Below are 14,724 nucleotides of genomic sequence, written 5' to 3'. Positions count from 1 at the left end.
ACCCGATGGGCGATGATGGAGGCGTGGCCGTGCCTGAACTCGCCCCTCGTCGCACCTTCGGGGGCATCGTCGCCGTGTGGGTGCTGGCGGCGCTGATCGCGATCGTCGTCGGCGTCTTCGCGACGCCGGACTGGCGCGCGGCCTGGCTGGGCGTCGGCTTGGGCGGATGCCTCATCGTCGCGTTCGCCACCCAGCTCTGGTCGGGCCGCTCCCAGGGGTTCACCGAGCGGGTGGCGGCGAGCGTCCTCGGTGCGGCGCTGGTGATGGGGGTCATCAGTCTCGGCTTCGGTCTGGCCGCCCTCGTTCCCGGCTAGACTCGGTCTCATGGATCTCGTCGCGCTCGAACTGTTCTTCGTGGGCCTGCTCGGTCTGGCGTCGCTCGCGATCGTCTTCGTCTCCGCGGTCGTCGTCAAGAACCTGTACCGCGGCCAGCGCTGACGGGTCGCGTCGTGCTCGAGATTCCGACCGACCTTCCCGCAGAGCTCGTCCCGCTGTCGTGGCTCATCGGCGTGTGGGAGGGAACCGGCGTCATCGACTACGGTGACCACGCCTACACGGGCGAGTTCACGCACCGCGTGAGCTTCAGCCACGACGGCGGCGACTACCTGAACTACTCCGCCGAGGCATGGCTGCACGACGCCGACGATCCCGAGGCGCGCACGCGACTGGTGGCCGAGCTCGGCTACTGGCGTCTCACCCTCTCTGCGACCGACGCGGACGCCGGACCCGGCCTGCTTCCCGCCGTCTCGGCTCCGGTCACCCGCACCGCCGACGACATCGAGGGGCTGCGCAACAGCGACGGCGGGTTCGACCTCGAGGTGGCCCTCGTGCACGCCGACGGCGTGAGCGAGCTGTACCTCGGCCAGATCAAAGGCCCCCGCATCGACATCGCCACGGACGCCGTGGTGCGTCCGGCGAGCGCCAAGGCCTACGCCGCGGCGACCCGCATGTTCGGCCTCGTCGACGGCCACCTGCTGTGGGCGTGGGACATCGCCGCACTCGGCTTCGAACTCGGCGCGCATGCCTCAGCCCGCCTCGCGAAGCTGGAATGAGCGCTGGAATGAACACGTCTCGAAGTGAGCAGAGTGATCGATGACTGACCCGTTCGCCGCCGTCCCCGGCGCCGTCGTCGACGACGCCGGCCTGCAGCACGTGGGCAGCCCCCTCGTCGAGCAGCGTCGTCTCGCCGCCGGCGCCGCGATCGCGCCGCGCCGCGACCGCGCGGTCATCGCGGTTCCCGGCGAGGACCGGCTGACCTGGCTCGACTCGCTGTCGTCGCAGGCGCTGGCGCGCCTTCAGCCCGGCGTGAGCACGGAGCTTCTCATCCTCGATCCGCAAGGACACGTCGAGCATGCGGCATCCGTCCTCGATGACGGCGAGACCACGTGGCTGATCGCCGATCGCGCTGATGTCGACGGCCTCTTCGACTGGCTGCGCAAGATGCGCTTCCGGCTGCGCGTCGACCCGCGCATCGCCGACGACGAGTACGCGGTGGTCGGCGGCACCGCCGCGGCGCTCGAGCGCATCTCGCCCGCCGCGCCGTCGGGCATGCCCGTCGTGTGGCGCGACCCGTGGCCGTCCGTCACGCCCGGCGGGCACGCGTACGCCCCGGTCGACCCGCATCCCGGTGCCGATCGCGACTGGGCCGAGGCGATCGTGACGCGTGACGAGGAGCAGCGGATTGCGGATGCCGCGGCCGCCGGTGATCTCGAGCTCGCCGGGCTCGCAGCGGTCGACGCGCTCCGCGTCGCGGCATGGCGCCCCCGGTGGACCGCTGATGTCGACGAGCGCGCTCTGCCGCACGAGCTCGACTGGCTGCGCACCGCCGTCCACCTCGACAAGGGGTGCTACCGCGGCCAGGAGACCATCGCGAAGGTGCACAATCTCGGCCACCCGCCGCGACGGCTCGTCGCCCTGCAGCTCGACGGCTCGGACAGCGTCCTGCCCGAGCACGGTGCTGCGGTGCGGGTGGGCGACGACGCGGTCGGCATCGTGACGTCCGCGGCGCTTCACTACGAGGAGGGGCCCATCGCCCTGGCGGTCGTGCGCCGCACCACTCCGGTCGACGCGCCGCTCACGGTGGATACCGCCGACGGCCGCATCGCCGCGGCGCAAGAGGTCGTCGTGCCGCCCGATGCCGGCGCCACGGCGAACGTCCCCCGGATCACCCGGCTGTCGCGGCGCGCGGCAGCGCAGTAGGAGCGGCGGCGGTGAGCGGCGACGGCGACACCGCCGCGATCACCCAGACCGTGCCCACGGGCTGGCGCGCCCGGCTCGATCTGCGGCCGCAGCTGGCGCGCGTCCGCGGATCCGCGATCGCGATCGTGCAGATCACGGTGGCCGCGACCGCAGCGTGGGCCTTCGCGCACTACGTGGTGGGGCATCCGGCGCCGCTGCTCGCGGCGACCGTCACGATCTCGAGCCTCGGCCTCGTGCGCGACGCCCGTCCTCGCCGCGTGCTGGAGACCGTCGTCGGGATGCTGGTGGGCATCCTCGTCGCCGAGGGCTTCGTCGTGGTCGTCGGGCCGGGGTGGTGGCAGCTCGCGCTCGCGCTGGGTGTCACGCTGCTCGTCGCCCGGTTCCTGTCGCCGTATCCGCCGTTCGCGATCATGGCCGGGATCCAGGCGTCGATCGTGATGTCGCTGCCGGCATCGCAGCCCTTCTCCCGGCTCATCGACGGGATCGTGGGCGGTGTGGCCGCCCTCGTCGTGACCGCGCTCATCCCGCGCAACCCCCGTAGCGAAGAGGCGAGAGACGGACACGCCGTGTTCGCGGCGGCCGATGCCGCCGCGCGCACCATCGTGCAGGCGCTCCGCCGCGGCGATGCGCTGCGGGCGACACGAGGGCTCGAGAAGGCGCGGGCGATCGGCCCCCGGATCGACGAATGGCGCGCGTCGCTGGAGTCGGGACTCGCGGTGGCCGGATTCTCGCCGTGGCTGCGTCCCCAGCGCGCCGAGCTGCGGCGCCACCAGACGGTGCTGCAGGCCATGGACTTCGCCACGCGCAATCTTCGCGTGGTCGCCCGCCGGGCGGTGTACCTGTGCGACGACGGCCAGCGCCGTCCGGTGCCGGCGGAGCTCCTGGCCGAGCTGATGCGAGGCGCCGCCCTCGTCGGCGAGAGCCTCGACGACATCTCGTTCCAGCCCGCGGCCCAGGAGGCGGTGCGGGCGGTGGCGACCCGTCTCGACCCGGCGCAGATCCTGCCCGACGGCTCGCAGGGCGAGCAGTACCTCATCACGGCGCTGCGCCCTCTCGCGGTCGACCTGCTCACCGCCACCGGCATGCCGTCGGCCGAGGCGCGCGCCCTGCTGCCGCGGGTGTGAGGAGCAGGGGTCAGCGCGGCGCGACGGCCTCCCAGGGGACGGTGACCTCACCCAGGCGCCACCGCGACCGCTCGAGGACCGGCCATCCGCCCTCGACGAGCGCGGAAAGCGACGTGCGCCAGCGATGCACCGGCCCGAACGGCGAGACGCTCGCCGCGCGCTCCCACTCGGCGTCGAGGGCGGCCAGGAACGCGTGCACGCGCTCGCCGGGGACGTTCCGGTGGATGAGGGCTTTCGGAAGCCGCTCCGCGGCGACGGACGGATGCTGCAGCCCGGCCAGCCGCAGTGACACCGTGAGGGTCCGCGGTGCCGCGTCGGGGCCGATCGCGGCCCAGGTCGCGATCCGCCCGATCTCGTCGCAGGTGCCTTCGACGAGAAGCCCGTCGGAGGCGAGACGCGCGGCCATCGTCCCCCAGGCCTCGGCGACCTCGGCCTCGTCGTACTGGCGCAGGACGTTGAATGCCCGCACGACGGCCGGCCGGCGGCCGCCGGCCACGGGCACCTCGAACCCGCCGCGCGCGAACGAGACCCGCGCATCCCGTGCGAACGAGGTGCCGCCGCTGCGCACCTGCTCGAGCTGCGCGCGGGCGCGCGTCACACGCGCCGGATCGATCTCGAGACCCAGCACCTCGACGTCCGGGCGGACGCGCGCGAGCCGGGAGTGCAGCTCCAGCGCGGTGACGCCGCTCGCGCCGTAGCCGAGATCGACCACGAGCGGATCCGCGGCCCGGCGGAGAGCGGGCTGCCGCGCGATCCAGCGATCCACGCGGCGCAGCCGATTGGTCCCGGTCGTGCCGCGCGTGATCTGCCCGACCGGTCCCCGCACCATCCCCCCATGATGCCAGGCCGTCTCCCCGGTCGAGCTGACGGGTCCCGCCCGCCGACACAGCGCCGGGGCGGGCGGCATCGCCCGGATATCATGGGGCGCATGACCGCGCCCTATACGCTGATCCTCCTCCGTCACGGCCAGAGCGAGTGGAACAAGACCAACCAGTTCACGGGCTGGGTCGACGTCCGCCTCACCGACCAGGGCAAGGCCGAGGCCGCGCGCGGCGGCGAGATGCTCGCCGAGTCCGGCATCCTGCCCGACGTCCTGCACACCTCGGTGCTGAGCCGCGCCATCCAGACCGCCGACATCGCCCTCGACGCGGCCGACCGCCTCTGGATCCCGGTGAAGCGCTCCTGGCGCCTGAACGAGCGGCACTACGGCGCTCTCCAGGGCAAGGACAAGGCGCAGACCCTCGAGGAGTTCGGCAACGAGCAGTTCATGCTGTGGCGCCGCTCGTTCGACGTGCCGCCGCCGCCGCTGGCTGCCGACGACCAGTACAGCCAGGTCGGCGACCCGCGCTACGTGGGCATCGACGGCGAGGTGCCCGACACCGAGTCGCTGAAGATCGTGATCGACCGCATGCTGCCGTACTGGCACAGCGACATCGTCCCCGACCTCAAGGCCGGCAAGACCGTCCTCGTGACGGCGCACGGCAACTCCCTGCGCGGGCTGGTCAAGCACCTCGACGGCATCAGCGACGCCGACATCTCGGAGCTCAACATCCCCACCGGCATCCCGCTGGTGTACCGCCTCGACGAGAACCTCGAGCCGCTCAGCCCGAGGGAGTACCTCGACCCCGAGGCCGCCGCCGCCGGGGCCGCCGCGGTCGCCAACCAGGGCAAGGCCTGACCCCAGACGCGCAGAGAAGCGCGGATGCCTCCCCCCGAGGCATCCGCGCTTGCTGTTCCGCGTGGCGGTAGCGTCTGGGCTACTGCGGGGTCACCACGTCGATGGTGTCGGTGCTCGTCGTCCAGTCGCCCGTCGACAGGTAGGCGACCTTCTTCGCCACCGAGACGGCGTGGTCGCCGAAGCGCTCGTGGTAGCGGCTGGCGAGCGTCGCGTCGACGGTGGCCGACGGGTCGCCCTGCCAGCTGTCGCTCAGCACCTTCTCGAACACCGACACGTGCAGCTCGTCGAGCTTGTCGTCGGCGTTGCGGATCTCGTCGATGAGGTCGCCGTCCTGGGTGCGCAGCAGCTCGGTCAGCTGGCGCGCCGCCTCGACGTCGAGCTCGCCCATCTTCAGGAAGGTCGACTTCAGCCCCTTGGGGATGGCTCGCTCGGGGAAGCGCATGCGGGTGAGCTGCGCGATGTGCTCGGCGATGTCACCCATCCGCTCGAGCGATGCGCTCATGCGCAGCGCGCTCACGACGATGCGCAGGTCGCGGGCCACCGGCTGCTGACGCGCGAGGATCTCGATCGCGAGCTCGTCGAGCTCGACGGCCTTCTCGTCGATGACCGCGTCGGCCTCGATGACCTCCTCCGCCAGGGCGACGTCGCTCGTGCCGAACGCGCGCGTCGCCTTGTCGATGGCGACCGTGACGAGTTCGGCGATCTCGACGAGACGCCCCTGCACGTCCTCGAGGGACTGGTGGAAGACTTCGCGCATTCCGACGCACCTTTCATGGGTTTCGGGGGATGAGGCTCGGCCCCGCGCCCCGCCGATTGTCGCCAGGGAAGGTTAACGGATGGTGCCTCCGCGGTGAACAGTACCCGGCCGATGCGGAGTCCTTCCCGTTCGCGTCAAACCCCACCGTGAGCGTGGCTCTACGCTGGTCGCATGGACACGACGCAGCTCGCGCTGCTCGCCCTCCTCGCGGGGATCATCATCGGCGGTTCGATCTCCGCCGTCGTCGTCGCGGCGATGCGGGCGCGCGATCGTGCGCACGCGGAGATGTCTGTAGAGATTCCCGACGGCGTCCGCGGCGTGCTCCACGGCATGGATGATGCCGCGCTCGTGGTCGACGCGTCGTTCACGGTCCTGGCGGCGTCGGCGGCCGCCGCCGCCTTCGACCTCGTGGAGGGCGGCACGCTCCCGAACGACGAGCTGCGCGCCCTGGTGCGCCGTGTGCGCACGAGCGACGCGGTCGCGACCGAGACCAGTGCGACCGAGACCATGCGCATGCGCCGGGGCGCCCCGCCGGCGGAGCCTCGTCTCGTGGTGGTCCGGGCGTCGCGGATCTCGCCGCGACTGACCCTGTTCGTGCTCCGCGACATCACCGAACGCGAGCGCGTCGAAGAGATGCGCCGCGACTTCGTCGCCAACACGAGCCACGAGCTCAAGACGCCGGTGGGCGCGGTGAGCCTGCTCGCCGAAGCCATCGAGTCGGCATCCGATGACCCGCCGCAGGTCCGGATCTTCGCGACGCGGCTGCAGGCCGAGGCGAACCGGCTCGCACTGCTCACGTCGCGCATCATGAACCTCTCGCGACTGCAGGCATCCGACGAGCTGCCGCAGCGGGACGTCTCGGTCGACGAGGTCATCGCCTCCGCGTTGGACGCGCACGCCATTCAGGCCGATTCGGCCGGCGTCGAGGTGGTGCGCGGCGGCGCCCGCGGCCTCTACGTCCACGGCGACGCGCAGATCCTGAGCGAGGCCGTCGGCAACCTCATCGCGAACGCCATCGCGTACTCGCCCCGCGGCTCGAGCGTGGGGGTCGGCATCAAGGCCGCGGACCGCGTCGTCGAGATCACCGTGACCGACCGTGGGATCGGCATCGCCGAGGGCGAGCAGGACCGCGTCTTCGAGCGCTTCTACCGCGCCGATCCGGCCCGAGCGCGCCGCACCGGCGGCAGCGGCCTCGGGCTCTCCATCGTCAAGCATGCGGTCCAGCGGCACGGCGGCGAGGTGCGGCTGTGGTCGCGCCCTGGCCGCGGGTCGACGTTCACCATCCGGCTGCCGCAGATCGATGCCCCTGACATCGACCCGGCACCCAAGCGCGGGCGTAAGAAGAAGCGGCCGGCCGGGACCTCCGCAGGGGCCGCCGGCCCCGCCGTCGGTGCGACCTCCGCCGCCGGTGGCGCGACCGCCCCCCGAACCATCGTCGGCCCTGCTGCCGGCAAGAACCTCGCCTCCGGCAGGAATGGAGACCCCGCATGACCCGCGTCTTGATCGTCGAGGACGAGCCCGATCTCGCCGACCCGCTCGCCTACCTCCTGCGCCGCGAGGGGTACGACGTCGAGATCGCCGAGGACGGCCCTGCTGCCCTCGCCTCGTTCCGGGAGCGCGGCGCCGATATCGTGCTGCTCGACCTCATGCTGCCCGGGATGCCGGGGACCGAGGTGTGCCGGCAGATCCGGACCACCTCGGCGGTGCCGATCATCATGCTGACGGCCAAGGACTCCGAGGTCGACATCGTCGTGGGGCTCGAGCTCGGCGCGGACGACTACGTCACCAAGCCCTACTCGGCCCGTGAGCTGCTGGCGCGCATGCGTGCCGTGCTGCGGCGCTTCTCTCAGATCGACGCCGACCTCGAGGATCGCGTGCTCGAGGGCGGGCGGGTGGTGCTCGACATCGACCGGCACACCGTGGCGGTCGAGGGTGGCGAGATCAACATGCCGCTCAAGGAATTCGAGCTGCTCGAGGTGCTCATGCGAAACGCCGGCCGGGTGCTCACCCGTGGGCAGCTCATCGACCGGGTGTGGGGGAGCGACTACTTCGGCGACACCAAGACGCTCGACGTGCACATCAAGCGGATCCGCTCGCGCATCGAGAGGAACCCGGGATCCCCCGAGATGCTGGTCACCGTCCGCGGCCTGGGCTACCGCTTCGAGGGCTGAGCGCGGCAGACGAACGAAGAGGGCGCCCCGACCGGGGCGCCCTCTTCGTCGTGCGTGCGACGCGTCCGCTCAGGGGGCGAGCGCGGAGAGGTAGTCGAGCGAGCCGTCGAGAACCGGCACGGAGACCAGCGTGCCCTCGGCATCGCCGGACTGGAAGAAGGCTGTGACGTCGGTGCCGGGCAGCGCGTCGAGCTCTTCGATCAGCAGCGGCTCGTCCTCTTCGGAGCCGAGGCTCACCGTCGTGTTGGCGGGGACGCGCACCGTCAGGGCGACGCCGTCCTCGCCGATCTCGACGTTGAGGGTCTGCGAGTCGTCGGTGCGGTTGATGATCGCGGCGACGAAGTTGCCCTCGGAGCCGTCCTCGTTCGCCACGATGAGGGCGTTGCGCACCTCGAGGGGGCCGGAGCCGTGGACGTTCGTGCCCTCGGCGGCCGAGTAGGCGATCGTGGTCGCCTGGGGCGAGATCATGCTGCACCCGGTGGCGGTGAGGACGAGGGCGCCGCCGACGGCCAGCGACGCGATCAGCCGGCGATTGCGGGTGCCGGGGGCCGCCGCGGATCGTCCGCGCGTAGAACCGCTGCGGCGGTGTATCGAGATCACGGATCCTCCTAGACGGATGACGGTTCTCCAGCATTCTAGGGGCTCGCCGCCGAGCGCGCGGAGCACCTCCGCGGCCGATGCCCGGCGGGGATGTGCCACCGCCCGGCCGGTGGGGCGGAGAACCTTAGCGTATTTCTCCTGTGGTATCCTGGAGGTTGCCGAAAGGACATAACTCCATGCTTTTTGAGGTTGGCGAGACGGTCGTCTACCCCCACCACGGGGCGGCAACGATCATCGAGGTCAAAGACCGGATCATCAAGGGCGAGACGAAGAAGTATCTGAAGCTCAACGTCACGCAGGGTGATCTCATCATCGAAGTCCCCGCAGAGAACGTCGACCTGGTCGGCGTCCGAGATGTCATCGGCAAGGAGGGTCTCGACAAGGTCTTCGAGGTGCTGCGCGCTCCCTTCACAGAGGAGCCGACCAACTGGTCGCGCCGCTACAAGGCCAACCTCGAGAAGCTCGCCTCCGGTGACGTCATCAAGGTCAGCGAGGTCGTGCGCGACCTCTGGCGCCGCGACCAGGACCGCGGCCTGTCGGCCGGGGAGAAGCGCATGCTCGCCAAGGCGAAGCAGATCCTGATCTCCGAGCTGGCCCTCGCCGAGAAGACGGACGAGGAGAAGGCGAGCGTCCTCCTCGACGAGGTCCTCGCGAGCTGAGACTCCCAGAACGGCGCCCCGCGGGGCGCCGTTCTGCTGTGTGCGCCGACTGTTCGCCGGCGCCCGGCGCCGCGCCCGAGGCGGCGCCCGAGGCCGATCGCGATAGCGTGATCGGGTGAGGATCACCCCCGTGCCGCGCATCGGCATCGTCGTCGTGGCCGCAGGTTCCGGCACCCGCCTCGGAGCGGGTGCGCCGAAGGCCTTCGTCGGCATCGACGGCGGCAGCATCCTGCGCCACGCGCTCGAGGGCGTGTTCGCCGCCCCGGCGGCGCAGGTCGTGATCGTGGCCCCCGACGGGCGCGAGGGCGATGCGTGGAGCGAGGCGCTCGCGACCGCAGGGGATCGTCGTGACCTCGTGTCCGTGGTCCCCGGTGGCGAGACCCGCCAGGGTTCCGTGGCCGCCGGACTCGCCGCCCTCTGGGCCGACGTCGAGATCGTCCTCGTGCACGACGCGGCGCGGGCGCTGACCCCGCCCGAGGTGTTCGAACGCGTCGTCGCCGCCATCGACGCCGGGGCGTCCGGCGCGATCCCGGTGCTCCCTGTCATCGACACCATCAAGCGCGTCGTCGCGGACGAGATCGTCGCCGTCGTCGACCGGTCCGAGCTCGCCGCCGCGCAGACTCCGCAGGGCTTCCGCCGTGACGTGCTCGACGCGGCATATGCCGCGGCCAGTGCCGACTTCACGGACGACGCCGCTCTGGTCGCCGAGGCCGGTCATGCCGTTGCGGCCGTGCCGGGGCATCCGCTCGCCTTCAAGATCACGACCGCCGCCGACCTCGACCGTGCCCGCCATCTGCTCGCCCGGCCCGCCCCGCATGCTGCCGGGCACCTGGAGAACCCGCATCCGATCCCTCGCGTCGGCGTCGGCACGGACGTGCACGCGTTCGGCGGCGACGGCACGCTGTGGCTCGCCGGCCTCGAATGGCCCGGCGAGACGCCGCTGTCGGGACACTCCGATGGGGATGCCGTGGCCCATGCCATCGTCGACGCGCTGCTCTCCGCCGCCGGCCTGGGCGACATCGGCACGCACTTCGGCACCGATCATCCGGAGTACGCGGGCGCGCACGCGGACGTCTTCCTCAGCCGCACGGTCGCCCTCCTCGGCGAGGCGGGGTGGCGCGTGGGCAATGTGTCGGTGCAGGTGCAGGCGAACCGCCCCCGCTTCTCGAGCCGCCGTGCCGAGGCCGAGCGGGTGCTCGCGGCCGCCCTCGGCGGAGCACCGGTGGCGGTCTCGGCGACGACCACCGACGGACTCGGGTTCACCGGGCGCACCGAAGGCGTGTCGGTCTTCGCCGTCGCCCTCGTGCTCCCCGCCTGACCAGTTCACTTGCGCTGGATGTACGCCGCCGGGCGCAGAATGCGTACGTTCAGCGCAAGTGAACGGGATCAGGCGCTGAGAGCACGCGTCATGAAGATCGAGAACGGATCGAGCGCGTAGCCCTCGAACGGCCCGCACACCTCGAAGCCTTCGCTCTCGTACAGGCGCTGCGCCGGTGCGAAGTCGGCGGTCGTGCCGGTCTCGAGCCACAGGCTCGACATGCCTCGCCGCCGTGCCTCGTCGACGATGTGGCGCAGCACCGCCCGCCCGACGCCGCTGCCGCGGAACCGGTCGTCGACCCGCATCGACTTGATCTCGCCGCGGTCGGCATCCATCTCTTTGAGCGCACCGACACCCGCGAGCTCGCCGTCTATCCACGCCGACCACACGGAGAGCGACGGATGCCGCAGCGCGTCGATGTCGAGCGCATGCACGCTCTCCGCCGGAGAGGTGTCATGCATGCCTGCCAGGTGGAAAGCGATGAGACGCCGTGTGGCCTCGCCGCTCAGGTCGTCGGTGCGGATCTCGATGGTGCGCTGCATGTCGCGCCCAGTGTGCCACGCCGCTGTTGCCGGCGTGTTTCAAGCGCCCGGGCTGTCAGGCCTCGACCGCGAACGGCGCGGGGTCGCGCGGCGCCCGCGAACCCCAGGCGAGCAGAGCCAGGCCCGCGGCGAGCACGACCAGGCCGATGATCGCGAGCGCCGAGAGCCGCTCGCCCAGCACGACGATCCCGAGCACGCTCGCGGTCAGCGGTTCGCCCAGGGTGAGGGTCGCCGCGGTGGCGGCGGTCAGCCCGCTCAAGCCCCACGTGAACAGGACGTAGGCGATCGCGATCGTCGCGAGGCCCAGCCACAGCGCCATCGTGACGCCGGTCGGCGTTCCCAGCCAGGTCAGGTCGACGAAGGGCAGTGCGCAGGCGCAGATGAGCGCCGCGCTCGCCCCCATGGCGCCTACGACGGTGAACGGATCCCAGCCGTCGTCGAGCAGTCGGCGCTGCGCGTTGGCGATCACCGCGAACGACGCGCCGGCGCCCACGGAGCCGAGGAGCCCGAGGGGATCGGTCCCGCCCGCGGAGCCCGCTTCGCCGCCGAAGCCCAGCAGCACGACGCCGATCGTCGCGAGGGCGGTCGCCGCCATCCACGTCGAGCTCGGCATCCGTCGCGTGAGCGCCCACTCCAGGAGCCCCGCGAGGATCGGGGCGGAGCCGAGCGCGACGACGGTGCCGACCGCCACGCCGTTGCGGCCGGTGCCGAGGAAGAAGAGGGGCTGGTACACCGAGATGCAGACGCCGGTGAGCACCATGAGAGCGAGCGGGCGGATGCCGCCCTTCGAGGGGCTCAGCGACCGGAGGCTCTTAGCCGCGGCGTCCGGACGCTGGCGGGCGTGGCGGGCGGCGAGGGCGAACGCGATGAGGGCCAGACCGGCGCCGCCGATGACCATGCGCATGACACCGATCGACAGCGGGGTCGTGCCGTCGGGGCCGAGGGCCTGCGATGTCCCGGTCGTGCCGAACAGCACTGCGGCGGCGAGGACGGCGAGGACATGCACCCTCCGTTTATATCCGCATCGGCGTCCTCCGACCGACATGGCCCCACCGGGCTCCCAGGGGTCGCTGTGGCACCCGCCGGTAGGCTGGTGCGGTGACGGTTCAGTTGTATGACACCAAGGCGCAGACCCTGCGCGACTTCGTGCCCCTCGACACCGGAAACGTCACGATCTACGTCTGCGGTCCGACCGTGCAGTCGGGCCCCCACATCGGGCATCTCCGCGGCGCGTTGAGCTTCGACATCCTGCGGCGCTGGCTCACCCACCGCTACGGCCGCGTCACGTTCGTCCGCAACGTGACCGACATCGACGACAAGGTGCTCGCGAACGCGAGCGACGGCGAGCCGTGGTGGGCGCTCGCCTACCGCATGGAGCTGGAGTTCACGCGCGCCTACACGGCCATCGGCATCCTCCCTCCCACATACGAGCCGCGCGCGACCGCCTCGATCCCGCAGATGCAGGAGCTGATCGCGCGGCTGATCGACGCGGGGCACGCCTACGCCGCGCCTTCGACAGGCTCGGAGGCCGCGGATGCCGCCGGCGACGTGTACTTCGACGTCCGGTCATGGGATTCGTACGGCTCGCTCACACGGCAGAGCCTCGACGCGATGGAGCCCGCCGCGGACGCGGACCCGCGCGGCAAGCGCGACCCCCGGGACTTCGCGCTGTGGAAGGGCGCCAAGGCCGACGAGCCCGCATCGGCGACGTGGGACTCGCCCTGGGGTGCCGGACGCCCCGGCTGGCACATCGAGTGCTCGGCGATGGCGCGGCGCTACCTCGGCAGCGAGTTCGACATCCACGGCGGCGGCCTCGACCTGCGCTTCCCGCACCATGAGAACGAGCTGGCCCAGTCGACGGCCGCCGGCGACGGCTTCGCGCGGTACTGGGTGCACAACGGACTCGTGACCGTCGGCGCGCAGAAGATGTCGAAGTCGCTGTTCAACTTCGTCCTCGCCGAGGACCTGCTGCGCGAACGCGACCCGCTCGTCGTGCGCTACGCGCTCGCCGCGGCGCACTATCGCTCGAGCCTCGACATCACCGGCTCGACGTTCGACGAGGCCGAGGCGGCGCTCGACCGCATCCGCACGTTCCTCGAGCGCGCGATCCGGACGCTTCGGGGCACCGAGGACGTGCGGGTGGATGCCGCCGTCCCGGCCGCGTTCGCGGCAGCGCTCGACGACGACCTCGGCGTGCCCCAGGCGCTCGCCGTGCTGCACGAGGCCGTGCGCGACGGCAACACGGCGCTGGACGCCGGCGACCGCGACGGCGCGCTGCGCGCGTTCGCCGACGTCGCCGTGATGACCGGAGTGCTCGGCATCGACCCCCTCGACCCGCACTGGCGCTCGACGGACGTCTCAGCCGAGGCAGCCGCTCTCGACGCCCTCGTGCAGACGATGATCGCGCAGCGCGCCGACGCGCGCGCGGCGAAGGACTGGGCGGCGGCCGACCGCATCCGCGATGCGATCGCGGCGGCCGGCATCGCCCTCGAAGACGGACCCGACGGGACGCATTGGAGTGTCGCCGACACGCCTCGCCCCGCGGAGAGAAACTGACGGGGCGGCGCCCCGCATGAAGGAGAACTGATGGCCAAGCCAGGACGCCCCGGCGCGAGCAAGGGCAACAAGAAGGGCCCCACCAAGGGCACGGGCGGCAAGAACAAGCGGTCGCTCGCCGGCCGGGGGCCGACGCCCAAGGCCGAGGACCGCGCGTGGCACCCCGCCGGCAAGCGCAAGGCGGCCGCCGAGCGGTACGCCGCCGCGGGCGGCACCGGCAAGCCCGGGCAGCCGGCTCCCCGGTCGTCACGGCCCGGCAAGAAGGACGATGACACCGAGACCGTCACCGGGCGCAACTCGGTGCTCGAGGCGCTGCGGGCGAAGATCCCGGCGACCGCGTTCTACATCGCGCAGCGCGTCGAGATGGACGACCGCGTCAAGGAGATGCTGGCGATCGCCACTCACCGGGAGATCCCGGTGCTCGAGGTCACGCGGCCCGAGCTGGACCGCATGGCCGGCTTCGACGGTGTGCACCAGGGCGTCGCCCTCAAGGTGCCGCCGTACGAGTACGCCCACCCGCAGGACCTGCTGGAGCAGGTCATCGAGAAGGGCCAGACGCCGCTGTTCGTCGCCCTCGATGGCATCACCGACCCCCGCAACCTCGGGGCCATCCTGCGTTCGACCGCGGCGTTCGGCGGCCACGCCGTCATCGTGCCGCAGCGACGCTCGGCGAGCGTCAACTCGGCCGCCTGGAAGACGAGCGCCGGCGCGGCGGCACGCATCCCCGTCGCGATCGCCGCCAACCTCACCGCGATGCTCAAGGACTTCAAGAAGCAGGGCGTGTTCGTGCTCGGGCTCGACGGCGGGGGAGAGGTCTCCCTCCCCGAACTCCAGCTCGCCGATCGCCCGGTCGTGATCGTCGTCGGCTCCGAGGGCAAGGGCCTCTCGCGGCTGGTCACCGAGACGTGCGACCAGATCGTCTCGATCCCGATCTCGTCGAGCACCGAGTCGCTCAACGCGGGCATCGCGGCATCCGTCGCCCTCTATCAGGTCGCGACTCTCCGGACGGCTCCGCCCGCCTGAGTCGCCGCATGACGCATTCAGTGGAATGAACCGCCCCGTGACGCGCTTGTCTCACCCAGAGCCGGCGAGCGTTCGGCGGTACGACAGATCGAAAGGC

16 protein-coding genes are annotated in these 14,724 nt (G+C 71.7%); 11 read left to right on the top strand and 5 right to left on the bottom strand.

The window, feature by feature from the left end; all coding sequences use genetic code 11:
• The first annotated feature begins 23 nt into the window (after positions 1-23).
• The 4 genes from ACI3KX_RS01170 (at position 24) to ACI3KX_RS01155 (ending at position 3,323) form a co-directional block, all read left to right on the top strand.
• Positions 24-314, top strand: a complete 291-nt coding sequence (locus tag ACI3KX_RS01170; protein ID WP_349428188.1) for a hypothetical protein — start codon at positions 24-26, stop codon at positions 312-314.
• Between the two features lie 135 nt (positions 315-449).
• On the top strand, positions 450-1,052 hold the full coding sequence (locus ACI3KX_RS01165; protein WP_404907203.1) for an FABP family protein: 603 nt from the start codon (positions 450-452) through the stop codon (positions 1,050-1,052).
• Between the two features lie 40 nt (positions 1,053-1,092).
• A complete protein-coding gene (locus ACI3KX_RS01160) occupies positions 1,093-2,199 on the top strand; it encodes a glycine cleavage T C-terminal barrel domain-containing protein (protein ID WP_363353407.1) in 1,107 nt (368 codons plus the stop codon).
• An 11-nt stretch (positions 2,200-2,210) separates the two neighbouring features.
• Positions 2,211-3,323, top strand: coding sequence for an FUSC family protein (locus ACI3KX_RS01155; protein ID WP_404907201.1), 1,113 nt, complete (start codon positions 2,211-2,213; stop codon positions 3,321-3,323).
• A 10-nt stretch (positions 3,324-3,333) separates the two neighbouring features.
• Here the strand turns inward: ACI3KX_RS01155 and ACI3KX_RS01150 are convergent, their stop codons facing one another.
• The gene (locus tag ACI3KX_RS01150) at positions 3,334-4,152 is read right to left on the bottom strand and encodes a class I SAM-dependent methyltransferase (RefSeq protein WP_363353405.1); all 819 of its coding nucleotides are present in this window, start codon (positions 4,150-4,152) and stop codon (positions 3,334-3,336) included.
• A gap of 99 nt (positions 4,153-4,251) precedes the next feature.
• On the opposite strand from ACI3KX_RS01150, the gene ACI3KX_RS01145 reads away from it, so the two are divergent.
• The gene (locus ACI3KX_RS01145; RefSeq protein WP_404907200.1) at positions 4,252-5,001 is read left to right on the top strand and encodes a phosphoglyceromutase; all 750 of its coding nucleotides are present in this window, start codon (positions 4,252-4,254) and stop codon (positions 4,999-5,001) included.
• A 79-nt stretch (positions 5,002-5,080) separates the two neighbouring features.
• On the opposite strand, the gene phoU is transcribed toward ACI3KX_RS01145, so the two are convergent.
• The gene (phoU, locus tag ACI3KX_RS01140; RefSeq protein ID WP_308869915.1) at positions 5,081-5,758 is read right to left on the bottom strand and encodes a phosphate signaling complex protein PhoU; all 678 of its coding nucleotides are present in this window, start codon (positions 5,756-5,758) and stop codon (positions 5,081-5,083) included.
• 171 nt (positions 5,759-5,929) lie between these two features.
• Here phoU and ACI3KX_RS01135 point away from each other — a divergent pair, with 171 nt between their 5' ends.
• Complete coding sequence (locus ACI3KX_RS01135) at positions 5,930-7,249, top strand: sensor histidine kinase (RefSeq protein WP_404907198.1); 1,320 nt, start codon at positions 5,930-5,932, stop codon at positions 7,247-7,249.
• Positions 7,246-7,929: a response regulator transcription factor gene (locus tag ACI3KX_RS01130; RefSeq protein WP_308869912.1), complete on the top strand. Its 684-nt coding sequence runs from the start codon at positions 7,246-7,248 to the stop codon at positions 7,927-7,929. The genes ACI3KX_RS01135 and ACI3KX_RS01130 overlap by 4 nt, the downstream gene beginning before the upstream one ends.
• 69 nt (positions 7,930-7,998) lie before the next feature.
• Here ACI3KX_RS01130 and ACI3KX_RS01125 read toward each other — a convergent pair whose 3' ends face one another.
• On the bottom strand, positions 7,999-8,529 hold the full coding sequence (locus tag ACI3KX_RS01125; RefSeq protein ID WP_363353400.1) for a DNA modification methylase: 531 nt from the start codon (positions 8,527-8,529) through the stop codon (positions 7,999-8,001).
• A 176-nt stretch (positions 8,530-8,705) separates the two neighbouring features.
• On the opposite strand from ACI3KX_RS01125, the gene ACI3KX_RS01120 reads away from it, so the two are divergent.
• Together ACI3KX_RS01120 and ispD are read left to right on the top strand one after the other, a co-directional pair.
• The gene (locus ACI3KX_RS01120; RefSeq protein ID WP_045298114.1) at positions 8,706-9,188 is read left to right on the top strand and encodes a CarD family transcriptional regulator; all 483 of its coding nucleotides are present in this window, start codon (positions 8,706-8,708) and stop codon (positions 9,186-9,188) included.
• Between the two features lie 115 nt (positions 9,189-9,303).
• Positions 9,304-10,506 (top strand): 2-C-methyl-D-erythritol 4-phosphate cytidylyltransferase, encoded by a 1,203-nt coding sequence (ispD, locus tag ACI3KX_RS01115; RefSeq protein WP_404907195.1) that lies wholly within the window; start codon positions 9,304-9,306, stop codon positions 10,504-10,506.
• Between the two features lie 68 nt (positions 10,507-10,574).
• On the opposite strand, the gene ACI3KX_RS01110 is transcribed toward ispD, so the two are convergent.
• Together ACI3KX_RS01110 and ACI3KX_RS01105 are read right to left on the bottom strand one after the other, a co-directional pair.
• Entirely contained in the window at positions 10,575-11,048 is a 474-nt protein-coding gene (locus ACI3KX_RS01110) for a GNAT family N-acetyltransferase (protein ID WP_404907193.1), read from the bottom strand.
• Between the two features lie 55 nt (positions 11,049-11,103).
• The gene (locus tag ACI3KX_RS01105) at positions 11,104-12,054 is read right to left on the bottom strand and encodes a DMT family transporter (protein WP_404907191.1); all 951 of its coding nucleotides are present in this window, start codon (positions 12,052-12,054) and stop codon (positions 11,104-11,106) included.
• 92 nt (positions 12,055-12,146) lie between these two features.
• Between ACI3KX_RS01105 and cysS the strand changes: the two genes are divergently transcribed.
• Together cysS and rlmB are read left to right on the top strand one after the other, a co-directional pair.
• The gene (gene cysS, locus ACI3KX_RS01100) at positions 12,147-13,604 is read left to right on the top strand and encodes a cysteine--tRNA ligase (RefSeq protein WP_404907189.1); all 1,458 of its coding nucleotides are present in this window, start codon (positions 12,147-12,149) and stop codon (positions 13,602-13,604) included.
• 30 nt (positions 13,605-13,634) lie between these two features.
• Positions 13,635-14,627, top strand: a complete 993-nt coding sequence (rlmB, locus tag ACI3KX_RS01095) for a 23S rRNA (guanosine(2251)-2'-O)-methyltransferase RlmB (protein WP_349428174.1) — start codon at positions 13,635-13,637, stop codon at positions 14,625-14,627.
• The last annotated feature ends 97 nt before the right edge of the window (positions 14,628-14,724 follow it).

It is taken from the genome of Microbacterium sp. ZW CA_36, from assembly GCF_044987475.1.
GTDB lineage: Bacteria > Actinomycetota > Actinomycetes > Actinomycetales > Microbacteriaceae > Microbacterium.
The sequence above is the reverse complement of the archived record's forward strand: the minus strand, read 5'-3'. Positions and strand labels throughout refer to the sequence as shown.

Bases quoted from the DNA above. Each gene is read 5' to 3' on its own strand.
- ACI3KX_RS01110 (WP_404907193.1), bottom strand. From the start codon at position 11,048: ATGCAGCGCACCATCGAGATCCGCACCGACGACCTGAGCGGCGAGGCC.
- ACI3KX_RS01135 (WP_404907198.1), top strand. From the start codon at position 5,930: ATGGACACGACGCAGCTCGCGCTGCTCGCCCTCCTCGCGGGGATCATC.
- ACI3KX_RS01145 (WP_404907200.1), top strand. From the start codon at position 4,252: ATGACCGCGCCCTATACGCTGATCCTCCTCCGTCACGGCCAGAGCGAG.
- phoU (WP_308869915.1), bottom strand. From the start codon at position 5,758: ATGCGCGAAGTCTTCCACCAGTCCCTCGAGGACGTGCAGGGGCGTCTC.
- ACI3KX_RS01150 (WP_363353405.1), bottom strand. From the start codon at position 4,152: ATGGTGCGGGGACCGGTCGGGCAGATCACGCGCGGCACGACCGGGACC.
- rlmB (WP_349428174.1), top strand. From the start codon at position 13,635: ATGGCCAAGCCAGGACGCCCCGGCGCGAGCAAGGGCAACAAGAAGGGC.
- ACI3KX_RS01130 (WP_308869912.1), top strand. From the start codon at position 7,246: ATGACCCGCGTCTTGATCGTCGAGGACGAGCCCGATCTCGCCGACCCG.
- ACI3KX_RS01160 (WP_363353407.1), top strand. From the start codon at position 1,093: ATGACTGACCCGTTCGCCGCCGTCCCCGGCGCCGTCGTCGACGACGCC.
- ACI3KX_RS01120 (WP_045298114.1), top strand. From the start codon at position 8,706: ATGCTTTTTGAGGTTGGCGAGACGGTCGTCTACCCCCACCACGGGGCG.